General features: G+C 60.7%; 16 protein-coding genes. 4 read left to right on the top strand and 12 right to left on the bottom strand.

Going from position 1 to position 18754, the window contains the following annotated elements; all coding sequences use genetic code 11:
* Positions 1-118: 118 nt before the first annotated feature.
* The 12 genes from ileS to B5F27_RS02150 form a co-directional block, all read right to left on the bottom strand.
* Positions 119-2911, bottom strand: a complete 2793-nt coding sequence (ileS, locus tag B5F27_RS02205; RefSeq protein WP_087364379.1) for an isoleucine--tRNA ligase — start codon at positions 2909-2911, stop codon at positions 119-121.
* A gap of 145 nt (positions 2912-3056) precedes the next feature.
* On the bottom strand, positions 3057-3797 hold the full coding sequence (locus tag B5F27_RS02200; RefSeq protein WP_087364377.1) for a DivIVA domain-containing protein: 741 nt from the start codon (positions 3795-3797) through the stop codon (positions 3057-3059).
* Between the two features lie 27 nt (positions 3798-3824).
* Positions 3825-4646 (bottom strand): YlmH/Sll1252 family protein, encoded by an 822-nt coding sequence (locus tag B5F27_RS02195; protein WP_087364375.1) that lies wholly within the window; start codon positions 4644-4646, stop codon positions 3825-3827.
* A complete protein-coding gene (locus B5F27_RS02190) occupies positions 4630-5091 on the bottom strand; it encodes a cell division protein SepF (protein WP_087245821.1) in 462 nt (153 codons plus the stop codon). The genes B5F27_RS02195 and B5F27_RS02190 overlap by 17 nt, the downstream gene beginning before the upstream one ends.
* A 192-nt stretch (positions 5092-5283) precedes the next feature.
* Positions 5284-6627 (bottom strand): HlyD family efflux transporter periplasmic adaptor subunit, encoded by a 1344-nt coding sequence (locus B5F27_RS02185; RefSeq protein ID WP_087364373.1) that lies wholly within the window; start codon positions 6625-6627, stop codon positions 5284-5286.
* A 6-nt stretch (positions 6628-6633) separates the two neighbouring features.
* Positions 6634-7581 (bottom strand): tRNA (adenosine(37)-N6)-dimethylallyltransferase MiaA, encoded by a 948-nt coding sequence (gene miaA, locus B5F27_RS02180; protein ID WP_343214624.1) that lies wholly within the window; start codon positions 7579-7581, stop codon positions 6634-6636.
* Entirely contained in the window at positions 7565-9685 is a 2121-nt protein-coding gene (gene mutL, locus B5F27_RS02175; protein ID WP_087364371.1) for a DNA mismatch repair endonuclease MutL, read from the bottom strand. The genes miaA and mutL overlap by 17 nt, the downstream gene beginning before the upstream one ends.
* A 30-nt stretch (positions 9686-9715) precedes the next feature.
* Positions 9716-12331: a DNA mismatch repair protein MutS gene (gene mutS / locus B5F27_RS02170; protein ID WP_087364369.1), complete on the bottom strand. Its 2616-nt coding sequence runs from the start codon at positions 12329-12331 to the stop codon at positions 9716-9718.
* A 117-nt stretch (positions 12332-12448) separates the two neighbouring features.
* Positions 12449-12856: a YlbF family regulator gene (locus B5F27_RS02165; RefSeq protein WP_087245830.1), complete on the bottom strand. Its 408-nt coding sequence runs from the start codon at positions 12854-12856 to the stop codon at positions 12449-12451.
* 54 nt (positions 12857-12910) lie between these two features.
* Positions 12911-14293, bottom strand: coding sequence for a tRNA (N6-isopentenyl adenosine(37)-C2)-methylthiotransferase MiaB (miaB, locus tag B5F27_RS02160; RefSeq protein WP_087364367.1), 1383 nt, complete (start codon positions 14291-14293; stop codon positions 12911-12913).
* 245 nt (positions 14294-14538) lie between these two features.
* Positions 14539-14946 (bottom strand): transcriptional repressor, encoded by a 408-nt coding sequence (locus tag B5F27_RS02155; RefSeq protein ID WP_087364365.1) that lies wholly within the window; start codon positions 14944-14946, stop codon positions 14539-14541.
* 14 nt (positions 14947-14960) lie between these two features.
* Complete coding sequence (locus B5F27_RS02150; protein WP_087364363.1) at positions 14961-16223, bottom strand: replication-associated recombination protein A; 1263 nt, start codon at positions 16221-16223, stop codon at positions 14961-14963.
* A 163-nt stretch (positions 16224-16386) separates the two neighbouring features.
* Here B5F27_RS02150 and nth point away from each other — a divergent pair, with 163 nt between their 5' ends.
* The 4 genes from nth to B5F27_RS02130 all read left to right on the top strand — a co-directional run bounded on the left by nth (position 16387) and on the right by B5F27_RS02130 (position 18592).
* A complete protein-coding gene (nth, locus tag B5F27_RS02145) occupies positions 16387-17073 on the top strand; it encodes an endonuclease III (RefSeq protein ID WP_087245838.1) in 687 nt (228 codons plus the stop codon).
* 23 nt (positions 17074-17096) lie between these two features.
* A complete protein-coding gene (locus B5F27_RS02140; RefSeq protein ID WP_242956705.1) occupies positions 17097-17348 on the top strand; it encodes a GlsB/YeaQ/YmgE family stress response membrane protein in 252 nt (83 codons plus the stop codon).
* Between the two features lie 156 nt (positions 17349-17504).
* Entirely contained in the window at positions 17505-17942 is a 438-nt protein-coding gene (locus B5F27_RS02135; protein ID WP_087364361.1) for a MarR family transcriptional regulator, read from the top strand.
* Positions 17939-18592, top strand: coding sequence for a DUF6198 family protein (locus B5F27_RS02130; protein WP_242962031.1), 654 nt, complete (start codon positions 17939-17941; stop codon positions 18590-18592). The genes B5F27_RS02135 and B5F27_RS02130 overlap by 4 nt, the downstream gene beginning before the upstream one ends.
* Positions 18593-18754 lie beyond the last annotated feature (162 nt).

Raw genomic sequence — 18754 nt, 5'->3', positions numbered from 1 at the left:
GCGGGCCCCGCCCTGACAGTTTCTTTCAAAAACGGCGTTTGCAAAGAACGGCGCTCCCCAAGACAAACCAGAGGGAACGCCGCTCTTCTATTTTTCACAAAAAACGGGGATCAGGCCATCAGCCCTCGATGACGCTGGCGCAGCGTGCGCACAGGGTGGGATGAGCCGGATGGGTGCCGATGTCGGCAGTATACTTCCAGCAGCGCTCGCACTTGTCGCCCACGGCGTGTTCGGTGGTGACGCCCAGGCCCTCCAGAGCGGAGGCATTGCCGCCCTCGCCCTTGACCAGCTCCACGCGGGAGACGATCATCAGGTCGGCCAGCTCGTCCATGGGAACGCTGTTCAGCAGTTCGTACAGCTCATCGCTGCAGTACAGGGTGACGGTAGCTTCCAGAGAAGCGCCGATCTTCTTGTCGTTGCGGGCGATCTCCAGGGACTTCTTCACCTCGTCGCGGACAGCGATCAGCTTGGCCCACTTGGCCTTGAAGGCCTCGTCGGTGGCATACTGGCCGGCGTGCGGCATATCCTCAAAGACCACATAGCGGTTCATGCCCTCCATCTTGGGCATGAAGTCCCAGATCTCCTGGCTGGTGAAGCACAGGATGGGAGCGATGATCTTGTCCAGGGCCACCAGGATCTTGTACATGGCGGTCTGGGCAGCCTGACGGGCTGCGCCATTGGTGCAGTACAGACGGTCCTTGGTGACATCCAGGTAGAAGTTGGACATAGCCACAACGCAGAAGTTGTAGACAGCGTGGTAGACCTTGTTGAAGTTGTAGGCTGCATAGCCTGCATCGGTCTCCTGCAGCAGGTCGTCCAGAGCAGCCAGAGCCCAGCGGTCGATCTCCTGCAGCTGATCCACCGGCAGCATGTCGGTGTTGGGATCAAAGCCGTCCAGGTTGCCCAGGATGAAGCGGGCGGTGTTGCGGATCTTGCGGTAGGCCTCGCTCAGCTGCTTGAAGATGTTCTTGCCGGCGCGGACGTCCACGGTGTAGTCGGAGGAAGCGACCCACAGACGGATGATATCGGCGCCGTAATCCTTGATGATCTCGGCGGGCTCCACGCCGTTGCCGGCGCTCTTGTGCATCTGCTTGCCCTGCTCGTCCACGACCCAGCCGTGGCACAGAACAGCCTTGTAGGGAGCAACGCCGCGGCTGGCGACGCTGGTCAGCAGGCTGGACTGGAACCAGCCGCGGAACTGGTCGGCGCCCTCCATATAGAGGTCAGCCGGGAAGTGCAGCTCGGAGCGCTCCTCCAGAACGGCGCGGTGGGTGGAACCGGAGTCGAACCACACGTCCATGATGTCGGTGTCCTTGGTCCACTCGGTGCCGCCGCAGTTCTCACAGACCTCCCCTGCGGGGATGATCTCTTCGGCCTCATACTTGTACCAAGCGTCCGAGCCCTCCTTGCGGAACAGGTCGCTGACAGCCTTGATGGTGGCGTCGGTGATGTGGTACTTGCCGCACTTCTTGCAGTAGAAGGCAGGAATGGGCACACCCCAGGTACGCTGACGGCTGATGCACCAGTCGCTGCGGTCACGCACCATGCCGTACATACGGTCATGGCCCCACTCCGGCATCCACTGGACGCCGTCGATGGCCTGGTAGACATCCTCCTTGAAGGCGTCGATGGAGCAGAACCACTGCTCGGTGGCGCGGAAGATGATGGGGTTATGGCAGCGCCAGCAGTGCGGATACTGGTGCTTGATGTGGACCTGGCCCAGCACAGCGCCGGAAGCGGTCAGGTCTGCCAGGATGGTCTTGTTGGAAGCCCAGACCTTCTGGCCTGCGTACTTGCCGGCCAGCTCGGTCAGATAGCCGCCGTCGTCCACAGGAACGGTGATGGGCACATTGTACTTCTGGCTGACGTTGAAGTCGTCCACGCCGTGGCCGCCGGCGGTGTGAACACAGCCAGAGCCGCTCTCCAGAGTGACGTGATCGCCCAGGATCACGGTGCCCTCCTTGGGCAGGTAGACGTGCTGATAGCGCATCAGCTCGAACTCGGAGCCCAGAACCGGCTGGCCCACCACCTCATACTCGGTGATGTTGCAGGCCTTCATGACGCTCTCGATCAGGTCGGTGGCCATGATGTGGTACTCGCCGTTGAACTTGACGAAGGAGTACTCCAGAGCGCCGTTCAGGCAGATGGCCTCGTTGGCGGGCAGGGTCCAGGTGGTGGTGGTCCAGATCACAAACCAGGTCTTGTCCATGGGGATGCCGTACTTGGCCAGCACGCCGTTGGGGTCCTGGGTGACATGGAACCGGACGAAGATGGAATCACAATCGTCCTCGCCGTACTCGATTTCGGCCTCGGCCAGAGCGGTGCGGCACTCGGGGCACCAGTAAACCGGCTTCAGGCCCTTGTAGATATAGCCCTTCTTGGCCATCTCGCCGAAGATCTCGATCTGGCGGGCCTCAAACTCGGGCTTCAGGGTGAGGTAGGGGTGCTCAAAATCGCCAATAACGCCCAGACGCTTGAACTGGTCGCTCATGATGTCGATGTGCTCGGTGGCGAACTTCTCGCAGATCTGGCGCAGGCCCAGCTTGGAGATGTCCTTCTTCTTGTCGCCGACCGATGCCAGAGCCTTCAGCTCGATGGGCAGGCCGTGGGTATCAAAACCGGGGATATAGGGGGCCTTGTAGCCGTCCATGTTCTTCTCGCGGATGATGATATCCTTGATGATCTTGTTCAGGGCGGTGCCCATGTGAATGTTGCCGTTGGCGTACGGAGGGCCATCGTGGAGCACAAAGGTGGGCTTGCCCTCGTTGTGCTTCATCAGCTCATTGTACAGATCGTTCTTGTTCCAGTCCTCCAGCATGGCGGGCTCCTTCTTGGGAAGGCCGGCACGCATTTCAAACAGGGTCTTGGGCAGATGCAAGGTGCTGTCGTATTGGGATTTTGTCTTAGGCACTGGTTCCACACTCCTCAATAATCTTTCATTCAATGCGCTCAGGGCGCGGCTGTGCCGGCTGACCCGGCACATGGGAAAAGCAGGGACAGGCGCTCAACGCCCCTGCCCTGCTGCATCACGCGGAAAACCGCGCGGGGATGTACGGTTATTTGCTGAACTGGACGCCCTGAAATGCGGAATAATCCACTTCGGCGGGGCGCTTCTGCTCAGGGGTTTTCAGCTCGCTCTCGTCCTTGTCCCAGAAGTCCTCATTCTGGTCGGCGTCCTGGGTATCCACCTCGGCCTCGGCGGCGTCAGCGTCCAGCACATCGGCAACGGCGTCTGCGGCAGCCGTATCCGGAGCGGCTTCCACCGGGGTGTCAGGGGTGTACTCGGGCAGGCGGCTCAGGGACTCCACGTGGCTGCGGTAGAGGTTCAGCACGTCCGCCTTGAAGCGGGTGACTTCCAGGCGAACCCGCTCATACTCCCGCTCCTCCATCATCCGCTGGTCACTGGCCTCGCGGACGATCTCGTCGGCGCGGTCGGTGGCCTTCTGCAGCAGGTCATTGGCATCACGGATGATGTCGTCGCTGCGGATGTTGGCCTTGTGGATGATCTCCTCCGCCTTCTGGTTGGCCTCGCGGATGACGTTCTCGCCGATCCGCTGGGCATTGATGAGGGCGGACTTCATGATCTCACCGTCGGCGCGGTAATCCTCGGTCTCCTTGGCCAGGCGCTGGTTTTCGCTCTGCAGCTGCTGAATCTGCTGCTGCAGACGCTCCAACTCATTGGCGTTGCTCTTGAGCTGCTCCTCGATTCTGTCCAGGAACTGGTCCACCTCTTCGATCCGATAGCCGCGGAAGCCCTTTTCAAACTGGACAGAATGCACGTCCTGCGGTGTCAGCATAACTGATTTCCTCCTGTTATTCTACTACTAATACTGGAAGAACGCAACAATCTGGCGGTCCTTCCTTGTTTTGCCCGAGAGCCCGGTCAGAGCAAAGCGCCCCTTGCCCCGAACGGTAAAAATATCCCCTTCATATACCGGGGCGTGAACATTTTCGGTGGGCAGATGGTTGATCTCCACCCTGCCCGCCTCGATCAATGCGGCCGCAGCGCCGCGGCTGCAGTGCAGCATCGCCGCCAGCACGGCATCCAGCCGCAGGGAGGACACCGCCGCCGTCCGCACAAGCCGCTCACCCGGCGATAGGTCGGGCAGCTCGTCCAGAGGCTGCAACGTGCAGCTGACCTCGGCGCGGCCCACCTGGCACAGTTCCTCGCAGATCAGACGGGCCGCCGGCTCCAGCGCAAACACATAGGCTGTGCCGGGAGTATCCGGCGGGAGGACGATGTCCCCCAGCGCTTCCCGCTTCAGAGCAAGGCCCATCAAGCTGCCCAAATAGTCTTTGTGGGCCGGCAGGTCTGCCCCGGGGGCTGCCCTGCACTCCAGCCGGACGCAGGTCAGCGGACTGTCGGTCCAGCTGTCCTCCGGCTCGATGGCAACCAGCTGCCGCTCGGCGTCGGGGTGTCCCCCGTCCAGTCGCCAGCAGCTGCAGCCCGCCTTGGATAAGGCAGCTTTGGCCAGCACCTGTTCCCTGTCGCTGAGGAACGAAGAATACTTGGGGATGCCGCGGGTCTCGGCCGTGCGGGCCAGGTCCTCGATGTGGCGCATCAGAAAACGCTCTTTGTCGTTCTGGGGCGGAATAAATCCGCGAACCGGATTCCGGGCGCCAGAATCATCAATAGAACGCGCCATTGCTCTCCAGCTCGTCCAGCAGATCGCCCATAATGTCGACGTTATAGGGCGTGATGATAAAGGTGCTGTTGGCCACCCGCTTGATCTGACCGTTGTTGGCGTAGGCCACGCCGGACAGGAAATCCACCAGGCGGCGCGAGACCTCTTTATTGGTGGACTCCAGGTTCAGCACGACGGTGCGCTTGTTGTTGAGGTGGTCTGCGATGGTGCTCGCATCCTCAAAGCGCTCGGGCTTGACCAGAACCACCTTGAGCTGGGTGGTGGCATTGATGTTGACCACGCGGTTGCTGCTCTTGGTGCTCTCGCTGCTGTCATCATCGTAGGAATCCGACACGCCGAAGCCGCTGTTGTTGTTCACCATCTGAGGGCCATCGTCAATGTACTGATCGTCGTAGCCGTCATCCTCGCCGAAGAGTCCTTTTTTGATATTTTCCATAAAAGACATCGATACCGCTCCTTTCATCTGCCATGCAGATGCCATTCGCTATGAAAGACGCCGCTGTCCTGCACAGCGGGACAGACAAAAAAGAATAGCTTTTTATATTATCTGTTTTTTTGTTCCGGATGTCAAGTAATCGCAGCATAAATCTGGTACAGATTCCCAAACCGCTGCCAGCCCGTCCGGAACGGGCCCAAATCAGGACAGCAGTTTGCCGTCGTAGAGGTTCTGGCCCTCCACAATCACCTGGTCGTACAGGCGCACTTCGCTGACCGAACCCTCCGTCCCCTTGGGAGACACAATGATGTAGTCGCCGTCGGTGACCAGGGGATGCTCGTCGTCCACCGGGTCAATCCGGCAGAAACGGGCCAGGTTGCCAAACTTGACGTAGACGCCGGGGATGTAGTTCTCCCCTGCCGGAACGGTTCCCGAGGCGGCGCTGTCTGCCTCCGGTGCGGCCTCCCCTGTCTCGAGGACATAGTGGACCGATGCCGCAGGCACCCGCAGGCCGGTGGTCTCATTGACAATGATCTCCGCCGAGGCCTGACCCAGCCGCAGCACGTCCGCGGTGATGGAATCACAGGTCAGGACAAAGCGGGCCAGGCCCGACGCCTCGTCGATGGTCACCTCGGTCAGTTTGCCTTCCAGAGCCTGGTTGGTCTGGCCGGGGAAACGAATCTTCACCGTCTTGGTCAAAGGGGTGCCGTCGGCCCGCAGGAGTTTCTGGGCCTCTTTGGCGTCGCAGACGCCGCAGTAGGTCCAGCTGAACCCCGACACCATCTTGCCGGCGCATCCTGCCAGCGGGGCGTCTGCGCCGCCATCCAGATAGGCCTTGAGGGTGGCCGCATCCATCGCCAGAATGGCGTCGGTGGACTGGCTCAGCTGACGGGCATTGGCGCAGCGGACAAAGTAACCGGTCAGGGGCGCGGTGATCTGGGCGGGCGAGCCCAGCCGGCTCCGAATCTGATCGGCCTCAACCTGCAAAGCGGCAATCTGGGCCGCGAAGCCCGACGCCTCCCCCGTCACCACCAGAATCTTGTTCTGGGCCAGGAGATAGTCCTCTTTGCCGTCGTCCAGGTCTTCCAGTTCGCCCCGGTCCACTGCGTCCATCAGGTCGTAGAGGGCGGTGGTGCGCTCCTGGATCATGGTATCCACCTGGGTGGCGGACACATTCTCGGCACGCTGCAGCAGGTCAATCTGTTCGTTCAGGTCGTTCAGCTCGGCCCGCAGGGTGCTCTGATCGTGGCTGGTGTAAACCTCCGCCACCACGGTGCCGGCCGAGACGCGGGCGCCGTCGTCCACCAGGTACCCCAGATCCCCGCTGCCGGGAATCATGGTCTCCTGAAACAGCAGCACGCCGTCCGCCTGCACCTTGTTCTCCACGGTGGCGGTCAGGACGGTTTCGTAGGTGTTGGGCGGGTTGACCAGGTGCATGATCTGATAGCCCACATAGCACAGTGCAATGAACAGCAGAACCACCACGATTCCGCCCAGAATAGTGAGCCAGTTTTTGGGGGAAGCGGTTTCCGAATCCTTTCTCATCCAGCATCACCCCTCTTTGAGAAATGCGGCGGCCAAGTCTGCCGCCTGGTCAATCAGGTCCGGCGCGTCGGCCTGCAGCCAGACCACCCCGTCCATATGGCGGAACCAGGTCAGCTGCCGCTTTGCATAGCGGCGGGAGGACTGTTTCAGCTGCTCGGCGCAGCTCTCCAGCGTAGCCTCCCCCGCAAAGTAAGGGAAGAATTCTTTGTATCCGATGGCCTGCGCCGCGGTGCGGTAGGTCTGCCGATTCTGATAGACCATCCGGGCTTCTTCCAGAAGGCCCTGTTCCAGCATCCGGTCCACGCGGGTGTCAATCCGGCGGTAGAGCACCGCCCGGTCTGCAAAATCCAGACCCAGCACCAGAGAGCGATAGGGCCGCTCCGGCGGAAGGGAGGCAGCTTTCTGCTCGCTGAGGCGGCGGCCGGTGGCCCGGTAATGTTCCAGAGCCCGCAGCACCCGAAGGTGGTTGTTGGGATGGATGGCCGCTGCGGCCTCGGGGTCAGCGGCCTGAAGCTCGGCATACATGGCCTCGGGGCCCCGGGCAGCCAGTTCCGCCGCCAGAGCCTCCCGCAGGCCCTCCGGGGCCTTTTCCTCGGCAAAGCGGACACCGTACAGGAAGCTCTGGACATAAAGCCCCGTCCCGCCCACCAGAATGGGCAGGCGCCCCCGGGCGTCGATTTCCTCCACCAGGCCGCCGGCCAGGGCCGTAAAATCAGCCACGCTGAAGGCCGTCTCCGGGGAAAGGATATCCACACAGTGGTGCGGCACGCCGCGGGTTTCCTCCGGGGTTACCTTGGCGGTGCCCACATCCAGCCCCTTGTAAATCTGCATGGAGTCAGCGCTGATGATCTCGCCCCCAAACCGGAGGGCCAGTTCTACGCCCAGGGCGGTCTTGCCGGTGGCCGTGGGCCCCACCACCGCCATCACCGGGCGCTTTTCATTCGATTCTGCCAAACTGCTTTTCCAGCTCCTTTCGGGTCAGCTTGAGGACGCAGGGACGGCCATGGGGGCAGAAAGGCGGCACTTCGCCTGAGAGGATTTTCTCAGCCAGGGCCATCAGCTCCTCGGGAGAGGTGCGGTCCCCGGCCTTGATGGCGGCGCGGCAGGACACCGAGTGGAGAACCCATTCGGTCCGCTCGCTCAGCGCGTCGCGGCTGCCCCGGGCCAGCTTGTCTGCAATTTCCACCAGCATGTCTTCCAGGTCGTCCTGCTCCACATCGCAGGGGACGGCCCGCAGCAAAACGGTGTTGCCGCCAAAGTCCCCCACTTCGATGCCCACATTTTCCAGCAGGGGGATGTTCCCCATCAGGGCCTGTTTCTCCTCCGCCGAGAGGGTGATCACCAGCGGCGCCAGCAGCAGCTGGCTGGGCACGTCGCCATAGCTGGCCGCCAGCTTCTCATAAATCTGGCGCTCATGGGCTGCGTGCTTGTCAATCAGGCAGAGTTCTTCCCCACGCTGGGCGATGATGTAGGTTTGGAAGGCCTCTCCCACATAGGACAGCGGGATGGGGGCATCTGCCCCCGGGAGCACCGTCTGTTCCGGCTGGACGGATGTTTCCTCCAGCTCTGTCTCGGGGGCTTCCATGACCTGCTGCTCCGGCTGAGTGGGCTCAAGTTCCGGCAAGGGATTGAACACCGGTTTTGCGGGCGCATCCGCTTTTGCAAACGGGTCGCCGGGGGTCCATTCCTCCGGCTCTTCCAGGCTGATATCCAGCTTGGATTCCTGCTCAGCGGGGCGGAACGTCTGTTTGGGACGGGCCGGCTCAGGGCTGCGAAGCTCCATGACTTTGGGGATGGGCTCCTCGATACCCCACCAGTGCCGTTTGGGCTGGAGGGGCTCGGATTGGATCTCCGGTTCATCCGGTTCGGAGGCCGGTTTTGCCGCCGATTTGGGCACGCCGGGCTCTGATTGCCCCGGAATGACCGCAGAAAGTCCTGTAAAGTTGTCTTGCTTTACAGCTTTTTCTGTTTTATTATCGTTTGTTTTCTCGATTGCTTTTGTGCTGTCGGAATCGGACGCTTCAAAGGTCTCTTTGGGCGAATCAAAGACAAAACGGCGTTCCCCGCTGCCGGGAGTGGCCAGCGCCAGCTTGACGGCGTGGTAAACCACATCAAAGACGTCGTTCTCCCGGGCAAAGCGGACTTCGGTCTTGGCCGGGTGGACGTTGACGTCCACCAGATCCGCCGGCATCTCCAGCATCAGCAAACCGCCCGGGAATTTTCCCTGCATGGTGGTGCCCTTGAAGGCGGTCTCCATGCCGGCCATCATGGTGCGGTTGCGCACATAGCGCCCGTTGATGTAGAAATATTGCATGCTGCGGCTGGCGCGGCAGCTCTTGGGCGGAGTGATAAGGCCGTGAATCCGGTACAGTTTGCTCTCGTCGTTCACTTCGATCAGGTCCCGGCTGAACTCCCTGCCCAGCACCGCATAGGCTGCGCCCCGCAGATCCCCGTCCCCGGGGGTGACGTACTGGGTTTTGCCTTCCCGCACAAATTTGAAGCTGACCTCCGGATGGCTGAGGGCCAGCCGGGTCACCACATCGGACACAAAGGTGCCCTCGCTGGAGTCCTTTTTCAGGAACTTCATGCGGGCGGGGGTGTTGTAGAAAAGGTCCCGCACCCGGATGGTGGTGCCCACCGCCCGGGCTGCCGGTTCACAGGGGCCCTCTTCCCCGCCCTCGTTGCGGTAGAGGGAGGCGAACTCGCTGTCCTCGGTACGGGTCAGCAGTTCCACCTTGGCCACGCTGGCGATGGAGGCCAAGGCTTCCCCGCGGAAGCCCAGGGTTTGAATGGAATTCAGGTCCGCCTCCACCGCAATTTTGCTGGTGGCGTGGCGGATGAAGGCCGTGGAAATATAGGCCGGCTCGATGCCGCTGCCGTTGTCGCTGACTTCGATCAGCTTGACACCGCCCGACTCAATGGACACTGTGATTTGAGTGGCGCCCGCATCGATGGAGTTTTCCAGCAGCTCCTTGACAACCGACGCAGGCCGCTCCACCACTTCGCCCGCCGCAATCAACTCGGCGGTATGTTTATCCAGCACATGGATGACTGCCATGCAGACACCCTCCTTTCGTTGTTTCTAAACTCAGCCGGAAATGCTGCCCTTGAGGGTCTTTTTCAGCTCATAGAGGAAGTTGAGGGCCTCAATGGGGGTCAGAGTCTCCAGGTCCAGCGCCTCCAGCTTGTCCACCAGTTCGCTGGGCACCGCGGGAGACTGATACTCTTCCAGCGTGCCGAAATCCATCTGCTCCACATTGTTCTTGGGGGCAGCGGCCTCCAGTTTGCGCAGAACTTCATGGGCGCGGCGGGTGACGCTGCCCGGAAGGCCGGCCAGTTTGGCCACCTCGATGCCGTAGCTGTCATCGGCCGGGCCCCGGACAATCCGGCGGAGGAAGGTGATGTCCTCGCCCCGCTTTTTGACCGCAATGTTGTAGTTCTTGATGCCCTCCACGCTGCCTTCCAGGTCGGTCAGCTCGTGGTAATGGGTGGCAAACAGGGTTTTGCAGCCCAGGCCGGTTTTGGGGTCGGAGATGTGCTCCACCACCGCCCGGGCAATGCTCATGCCGTCAAAGGTGGAGGTGCCGCGGCCGATCTCATCCAGAATCACCAGGCTGCGCCGGGTGGCATTTTTGAGGATTTCGGCCACCTCGGTCATTTCCACCATAAAGGTGGACTGACCGGCGGCCAGGTCATCCGAGGCCCCGACACGGGTGTATACCGCATCCACAATGCCCACATGACACTCTTTGGCTGGGACGAACGAGCCGATCTGGGCCATCAGGGCAATCAGGGCATTTTGGCGCATATAGGTGGATTTGCCCGCCATATTGGGGCCGGTGATGATGAGGCATCGGTTTTCGTCGCAGTCCAGCTGGGTATCGTTGGGGACAAAAAGACTCCCCTTGAGGACCTGCTCCACCACCGGGTGACGTCCCTCCCGGATCACCAGCTGGTCGCTGTCATCCACGATGGGGCGGCAATAGTTGTTGTCTGCCGCCACGGTAGCCAGCGAGACATAGACGTCCAGCTCAGCCACCGCCCGGGCGGTCCGCTGAATCCGGTCCAGCTCCCGGCCGATGCCTTCCAGCAAATCTGCAAACAGCCGGTGTTCCAGACTGATGAGCCGCTCGTGTGCGCCCAGAATCTTGTTTTCCAGTTCTTTCAGCTCGGGGGTAATATAGCGCTCACCGTTGGTCAGGGTCTGCTTGCGGGTATAGTTGTCGGGAACCATGTTTTTGTAGCTGTTGCTGACCTCGATGTAATAGCCAAACACATGGTTGAAGCCGATTTTCAGCTTGGGAATCCCGGATTCCTGCCGCAGGCGGGCTTCCAGCTGAGCCAGAATCCCCTTGGTGTTCTCCCGGATGGACCGCAGTTCATCCACTTCGTCGTTGTAGCCCGCAGCAATGACGCCGCCATCCTTGAGGGTGGAGGGGGCTTCCGGGTCGATGGCCGCATAAATGCGGGCCTTGATGTCCTCCAGAGGGTCCATTTCTCCGGCCAGGGTTTTCAGCTCCTCGCAGCTGCAGTCCCCTGCCAGCTTTTTCAGCTCGGGCAGACGGTCAAAGGTCTGGGCCATGGAGTAGATTTCCTTGGGAGTGGCGGAGCCATACACCGTCCGGGTCATCAGGCGCTCAATATCGGTGATATAGCGCAGGGTCTCGGACAGCTCGCCCCGGGCCATGGTCTGTTTCACCAGGCATTCCACCGCGTTGAGGCGGTGGTTGATGATGGCGCTGGACACCAGCGGCTGTTCCAGCCAGCTGCGCAGCAGACGCTTGCCCATAGCGGTGGAAGTCTGGTCCAGAACCCACAGCAGAGTCCCCCGCTTCTCCCGGCCCCGCATGGTCTCGGTGAGCTCCAGATTGGAGCGGGTCACGTTGGACAGGTGCATGTACTGGGCCTCGGTGTAGCGGATCACCGTTTTAAGGCGGCCGACGCCCTTGATCTGGGTGTCGTGCAGGTACTGCAGCAGTCCGCCCATGGCGTATTTTACCAGGCCGTTGGCGCCGATCTCGGTGGTGTCGGCCCAGTCCCGGCCAAACTGTTCGGTCAGGGTGGACTCAATGAGGCCGGGGGCGTACCGCTCATCCTCCATCAGTTCCACCGCACAGTTGAGATACTTTTTGATGTAGTTGGTGATTTCCCGATTGGCGAGAACACCCTCGTTCATCAGCACCTCACTGGGATGATAGCGGCACAGCTCCGCAATGACCGCCAGCCCCAGCTTGCTGCTGGACAGCTCGGTGACATGGGCTGTGCCGGTGGAGACATCCGCAAAGCAGACGCCCGCCTGCTCCCCTTTCAGGTAGAGGCTGGCGATGTAGTTGTTGCGGTCATCCTGCAGCATGCTGCTCTCGATGACGGTGCCCGGCGTCACCACGCGGACGATATCCCGCTTGACCAGGCCCTTGGCGGTGGCCGGGTCCTCCACCTGTTCGCAGATGGCCACCTTATAGCCCTTGGCAATCAGCCGGGCCATATAGGTCTCATAGCTGTGGAAGGGCACGCCGCACATGGGGGCACGCTCCTTCTGGCCGCACTGCTTGCCGGTAAGGGTCAGATCCAGCTCCCGGGAAGCCGTGATGGCGTCGTCGTAGAACATCTCATAGAAATCGCCGATGCGATAAAAGAGGATCTCATCCTTATGCTGTTTTTTGATATCCAGATATTGTTTCATCATGGGCGACAGATCCGCCATGGCATTCCCCTTCTTTCCCCGGATGCGTCCCGCATCCCTCCGTCCGGTTTGTTCCCGGTAACCATTGAGATAAGGAAACGCGGCTCTGCAGATGCACAGCCGCGTTGATCACCGGACTCAGCCGCAGCCGCCGCAGGTGGAGCAGCTGCCAGAGCAGGAACTGGTGGGCTCCTGCACGGTCATCGGGTCGCCGCCATTCATCGCGGTGTTGATGATGGCGTCGATATAATTCACGAGGGCCTCGCACTCCCGCTTGGCGTCGTTGTAGGCCAGCATGCCCTCGTCGTTCATGATCTTGCTGTAGAGGGTGTTCACCTTCTCGTTCAGCTCGGCCACCCGGGCGTCGTTCCGCTCGGGCTTGCTGATCTCGTTGTTCAGGTCCATCCGGGCCAGGTTGAACTCCCCGATCATGTTCTGGAGCTCCTCATCGCCGTCGTTCATCTTGCGGGCCTTGTCCAGGGCCAGGTAGCGGCTGTCGGTCTGAAGCGCCATGGCGGCGCGCTTGAAAAGATCAATGCAATCCATTGTAAATATTCTCCTTTTATTTTGTCAGTCTTGTGGTTGTATCTTGTCCCGAAATCACTGGACCCATTCGCCCAGCAGGACGGTGGCCCGGGCCCCGGTCAGGTGCACCATGGCATACTGCCCCATCAGGGAATCTTCTGCGGCAAATTCCACCGTCAGGTTGTTGTCCAGGCGGCCCGACAGAGTACCCTCCAGCCGGCCATACCCTTCCACCAGAACCCGGACGGTCTGGCCCACCTGGGCCTTGACCAGGCCCATGGCGATCTCATCCTGTACCGCCAGCAGCCGGGCCATCCGGTCGGTCTTTTCCTGCCGGGGGGTGTCATCGGGGTAAGTGGCCGCCGGCGTACCCTCCCGCTTGGAATAGATGAAGGTGAACAGCTGCATATAGCCCACCTTGCGGACCAGATCCAGCGTACCCTGGAAGTCCTCCTCGGTTTCCCCGGGGAAGCCCACAATGATATCGCTGGAGAAGGTGATGCCGGGCACCCGGGCCCGGGCATACTCGATCAGATCCAGGTAGTGCTCCACGGTATAGTGGCGGTTCATCTTGGCCAGCAGCCGGTCCGACCCGCACTGCACCGGCAGGTGCAGATGTTTGCACAGGTGGGGCTGGGCTGCAATGGTATCAATCAGCTTGCGGCTGGCGTCCTTGGGGTGGCTGGTCATAAACCGGATGTGGTAATCCCCCGGCACGCTGCACAGCAGGTTGAGCAGGTCGGCAAAGTCGATGGATTCCTCCAGGCCTTTGCCATAGCTGTTGACGTTCTGGCCCAGGAGGGTGATCTCCTTGTAGCCGGCCTCCACCAGGCCCCGGAACTCCGCCAGGATATCCGCCGGGCGGCGGCTCTTTTCCCGGCCGCGGACGTAGGGCACGATGCAGTAGGTGCAGAAGTTGTCGCAGCCATACATGATGGGCAGCCAGGCCCGGAACTCGCTCTCCCGCCGGATGGGCAGGTTCTCCACGATCACCGGGCGCTGGGCCGGCTCCAGCAGAATCCGCTTGTGCTTTTCCAGTTTGCGGACAATGAGCTCGGGCAGGGTGTCGATGCCATCCACGCCGAACACCAGATCCACATAGGGATAGCTCTGGCGGAGTTTCTCCACCACATGTTTCTGGTTGGCCATGCAGCCGCACAGGCCGATCATCAGGCCGGGCTTTTTCTCTTTCAGGCCCTTGAGGGCGCCCACATTGCCGAACACCCGCTGTTCTGCATGCTCCCGCACGGCGCAGGTGTTGAACAGAATCAGGTCGGCATCCTCGGGTTTATCACACAGGCCATAGCCGATATCCACCAGCACGCCCTTGATCCGTTCGCCGTCATTGACGTTCTGCTGGCAGCCATAGCTGTGGACATAAGCCAGCGGCGGCGTCTCATAAAACCGGCTGATGACGCCGGCTGCCTCCGCGTTGTGTTCATAAGTGATGTATTCCAACAATCTACCATCCTTCATCCCGGACGGCCAAAGCCGTCGGGTTCCTTGTTTTTTGGGCCTGGGGCCCGTCCTTCATCCTGTCTATTATACAGGTTTCTCCCCCGCGAAACAAGGGAAAATTTCACGCCGGACCCAAAGCGCCCTGAAAAAGTTTTCCGGCCGGTCTTTCGTCTGGCCGGGCCGGAAACAGCAGCGGCCGCATCGCTGCGGCCGGCGCATCCAAAAGCGGCTGGATGCCGTCCCTTTCAGAGGGACGCAGCCGCCTGGAGTTTTTCTCCTTCTTCTTCCCGGGCACAATCCTCACACAGGCCAATCCAGGTCAGGACGCAGTCGCTCACCCGGCCGGGCTGACTGTTCAGCAGGCGCTGCATCACCTCACTGTCCAGGTCCAGGTCGGTCACATGGCCGCACCGGGTACAATACAGGTGGCTGTGCCACGACAAGGTGTGGTCAAACCGGTCCGGCTGGCCCGGAATCGGCACCCGGCGGACCCGGCCTGCCTCCACCAGGCTGTTTAAATTGCGGTAGACGGTGCCAAGGCTCAGACCCGGGCACTCCTTGAGTGCATTCTGATAGATTTCCTCCGCAGTGGGGTGGTTGTTCATGGCTTCCACCTGCTGCATGACCAGTTCCCTCTGTTTTGAGTAGCGCATATTTGTTGCCCCCTTTACCCTTCCCCTTTGATCTTGGCCCAGTAGGCCTTGGCGGCCTGTTCCGAGCGGTTATCTCCGTAGGTGTAATATTTGGCGTCTTTGATGGCGTCGGGCAGATACTGCTGCTCCACCCAGTGGTTTTTATAGGCTTGGGCATACTTGTAGTTCTGCCCTTTGACCAGGGCGTCGGCCCCGTCGAAATGTTTGTTCTGCAGCTGGCGGGGCACCGGACCGGTGCGGCCCGCACGCACGTCCGCCAGTGCTGCGTCGATGGCCGCCTCGCCGCTGTTGGACTTGGGACTGGTGGACACCAGAATGACTGCGTCGGCCAGAGGAATCCGTGCCTCCGGCAGGCCCAGCATATTGGCCGCATCCACCGCCGCCTTGACAATGGGAATAATCTGCGGGTAAGCCAGCCCAACATCCTCACAGGCACAGACCATCAGGCGGCGGCAGGCCGACGGCAGGTCCCCTGCCTCCAGCAGCCGGGCCAGATAGTGCAGGGCCGCATCGGGATCGGAGCCCCGCATCGACTTCTGATATGCCGATACAATGTCGTAGTGTTCGTCGCCGTCTTTGTCGTACCGCATGGCGGTGCGGCGGGTCACCTGCTGGATCATTTCCAGGGTGATGGTTTTGCCATCCGGCCCATTTTCCGCGGCGGCCACCGCAAATTCCAGGCTTCCCAGCGCTTTTCGCATATCGCCGCCGGCACTTTCAGCCAGATACTGGGCCGCCTCGTCGGTGATGGTCACCGGACTTTCCTCCGACAGGCGGGTCACCGCATTGCGCACCCCGCGCTCTATGTCCTGTGCAGTCAGGCTCTTGAACTCAAAGACGGTGCAGCGGGAGAGCAGTGCATTATAAATGTAGAAATAGGGGTTTTCGGTGGTGGAGGCGATGAGGGTGACCGTCCCGTCCTCCAGGCACTCCAGCAAGCTCTGCTGCTGCTTTTTGTTGAGATACTGAATCTCATCCAGATAGAGCAGAATTCCCCCTGCCCCGGCCAGGGTTCCGATGTCCTTAAACACCGCCTTGATGTCCCCGGTGCCGCAGGAGGTACCGTTGAGTTTGTGGAGGGTCATGCCGCTGTTTTCGGCGATGATCCGGGCCACGGTGGTCTTGCCGGTACCGGAGGGACCATAGAAAATCATATTCGGAATATGCCCGCTGTCGATGGTGCGCCGGAACACCCGTCCCGGGGCCAGCAGATGCTGCTGGCCGCAGACATCCCCCAGAGTCTTGGGCCGCAGGCGCTGGGCCAAAGGTTCCCGCATAACAAACCACCTTTCCATACCGGTTTTCAATAGTGCGAACGATTACGACTATTATACAGCATTTTACTGGAAAGGACAAGGGCACCCAGTCACAGTGCGAAATATTTACAAAATCCTCAAAACGTGATATCATCACAGCAACAGCTTCCAGGAGGTGGCCCCCATGCCCAAAAAACAGATGTCCGCCGCAGAACTTGCGGCCAAAAAAGAACTGGCCCTGGCCGTCATTGAACGGCTGAAGGCCGAATATCCCGACGCTGCCTGCAGCCTGGACTACGACCACGCCTGGCAGCTGCTGGTCAGCGTCCGGCTGGCCGCCCAGTGCACCGACGCCCGGGTCAACGTGGTGGTGGAGGATCTCTTTGCCAAATATCCCAATGTGGCCGCCCTGGCCGCCGCCGAGCCGGAGGAAATCGAAGCCATCGTCAAGCCCTGCGGTCTGGGTCACTCCAAAGCGCGGGACATTTCGGCCTGCATGCGGGTGCTGCGGGATCAATATAACTGCCAGGTTCCCACCACCTTTGATGAGCTGCTGAAACTGCCCGGCGTCGGCCGCAAGAGCGCCAACCTCATCATGGGCGACGTCTTTGGCAAGCCCGCCATCGTCACCGACACCCACTGCATCCGCCTGTCCAACCGGATCGGCCTGGTGGACAACGTCAAGGAACCCCAGAAGGTGGAAATGCTTCTGTGGCAGATCATCCCTCCCGAGGAGGGCAGCGATCTGTGCCACCGGTTTGTCTACCACGGCCGGGCCGTCTGCGACGCCCGCAAGCCTCTGTGCGAAAAATGCTGCCTGGCAGATATTTGCCGCACCGCCCAGGCCAACCAGGCGGAGGCCCAGTCATAACAGCCATTCAGGAGGATTGAACCATGATTATTTCTCTGTTTTCGATGATTTTCAGCCTGCTTGTGGGCGCTCTGGCCGGTTATGTGGCCGGGCGTCTGATGGGCAGCTACACTTCCGCCCTGCGCAACGTTGTTCTTGGTATGCTGGGCGGCGTTGTAGGCAGCTTCCTGCTGGGACTCATCGGCCTGCGGGCTGTGGGCTTCGTGGGCGACTTCGTCGTCTCGGTGGTGGGCGCCTGCGTCTGCATCTGGATTGCCCGCAAGCTTTCCCGCTGAATCGAATCTTTTTCCGGCCCCGCCGCTCAAAAAAGCGGCAGGGTCTTTTTGTTTGGTATATTTCTTCGCGGGAAGATCTTGACAAAATGTGAAAGAAGCCTTATTATAAGCTTCGACACAATAAGCAAGCTTATTATTTAAAAAGAAGGTAGAGCTATGACCAATGAACTACTCCACCGCCGGCTGCTGCGTGCTCAGTCCGCCATGAACCGGGACGTCCTGGCCCGGGCTTCCAAGCTGGGGCTTTCCCCCGGCCAGCCCAAAATCCTGGAGTTCCTTCTGCAGACCGGCGAGTCCAACCAGAAGTCCATCGCCGACTACTGCGAGATCGAGCCCGCCACCGCCGGCACCATTCTGGGCCGAATGGAGCGGGACGGGCTGATTGCCCGCGCACGGCACGAGGGGAACCGGCGTTCCCTATACGTCACCCTGACGCCCCACGGCCGGGAGGTGGCACAGGCCATGGATCTCGCCTTCCGCCAGGCCGATCAGGCCGCCGCCGCTCTCCTGTCCGAAGAGCAGTGCGCCCAGCTGTGTGCCATGCTGGCTGACGTATGCGAAGCATTGAATCGAGAAAGGAAGAATCCCACGTGAAAAAACGATCCCTCAACAATCTGGTCCGCCGTTATCTGACCCTGCTGGTGGGTCTGCTCATCATGTCTTTTGGCGTGGCCTTTTCCATCAAGGCCGGGCTGGGCACCTCGCCGGTTTCCAGCGTCCCCTATGTCCTCAGTCTGATTGTCCCCATGACGGTGGGCGAAACCACCATCCTGATCAACTGCCTCCTGGTGCTGCTCCAGATTCTCCTGCTCCGCCGGCAGTTTGAGCTGGTGCAGCTGATTCAGGTTCCGGTGGCCATCGCCTTTGGCTATCTGACCGACCTGGCTGTCTGGGTCCTGTCCCCCATTGTCCCCACCGCCTACTGGCAGCAGTGGCTGTTCTGTGTTCTGGGCATCCTGCTGGTGGGCATCGGCGTCAGCTTTGAGGTCACCGCCGACGTGGTCACCATGGCGGGCGAAGGCGTCGCTCTGGCCCTGTGCAAGACCACCAAACTCCCCTTTGCCAAGGCCAAAATCACGGTGGACTGCTCTCTGGTGGTCATTGCCGTTGTCCTGTCCTTCCTGTTCCTCCACACGCTGGCCGGCGTCCGGGAAGGCACCATCGCCGCCGCCCTCTTTGTGGGCATGACCGCCAAGCAGGTAAACCGTCCCATGAGCCGGATCGGCAATCTGCTGCTGGCCTGATCTTACGTTTGCATCTCCCTGATTGAAAACACATACAAAAACGCCCGTACGGACCTGAACTGAACCAGTAAAAACGGACAATAGACAAAACGCCCCCTGTGTAGGAAAATAAACCTATACAGGGGGTGTTCGTATGTCCAGACAAAAATACACACATATCCA

This window comes from Faecalibacterium sp. An192 (genome assembly GCF_002160175.1).
Classification (GTDB): Bacteria; Bacillota; Clostridia; order Oscillospirales; family Ruminococcaceae; genus Faecalibacterium.
This window is presented reverse-complemented; position numbering and strand designations above follow the sequence as displayed.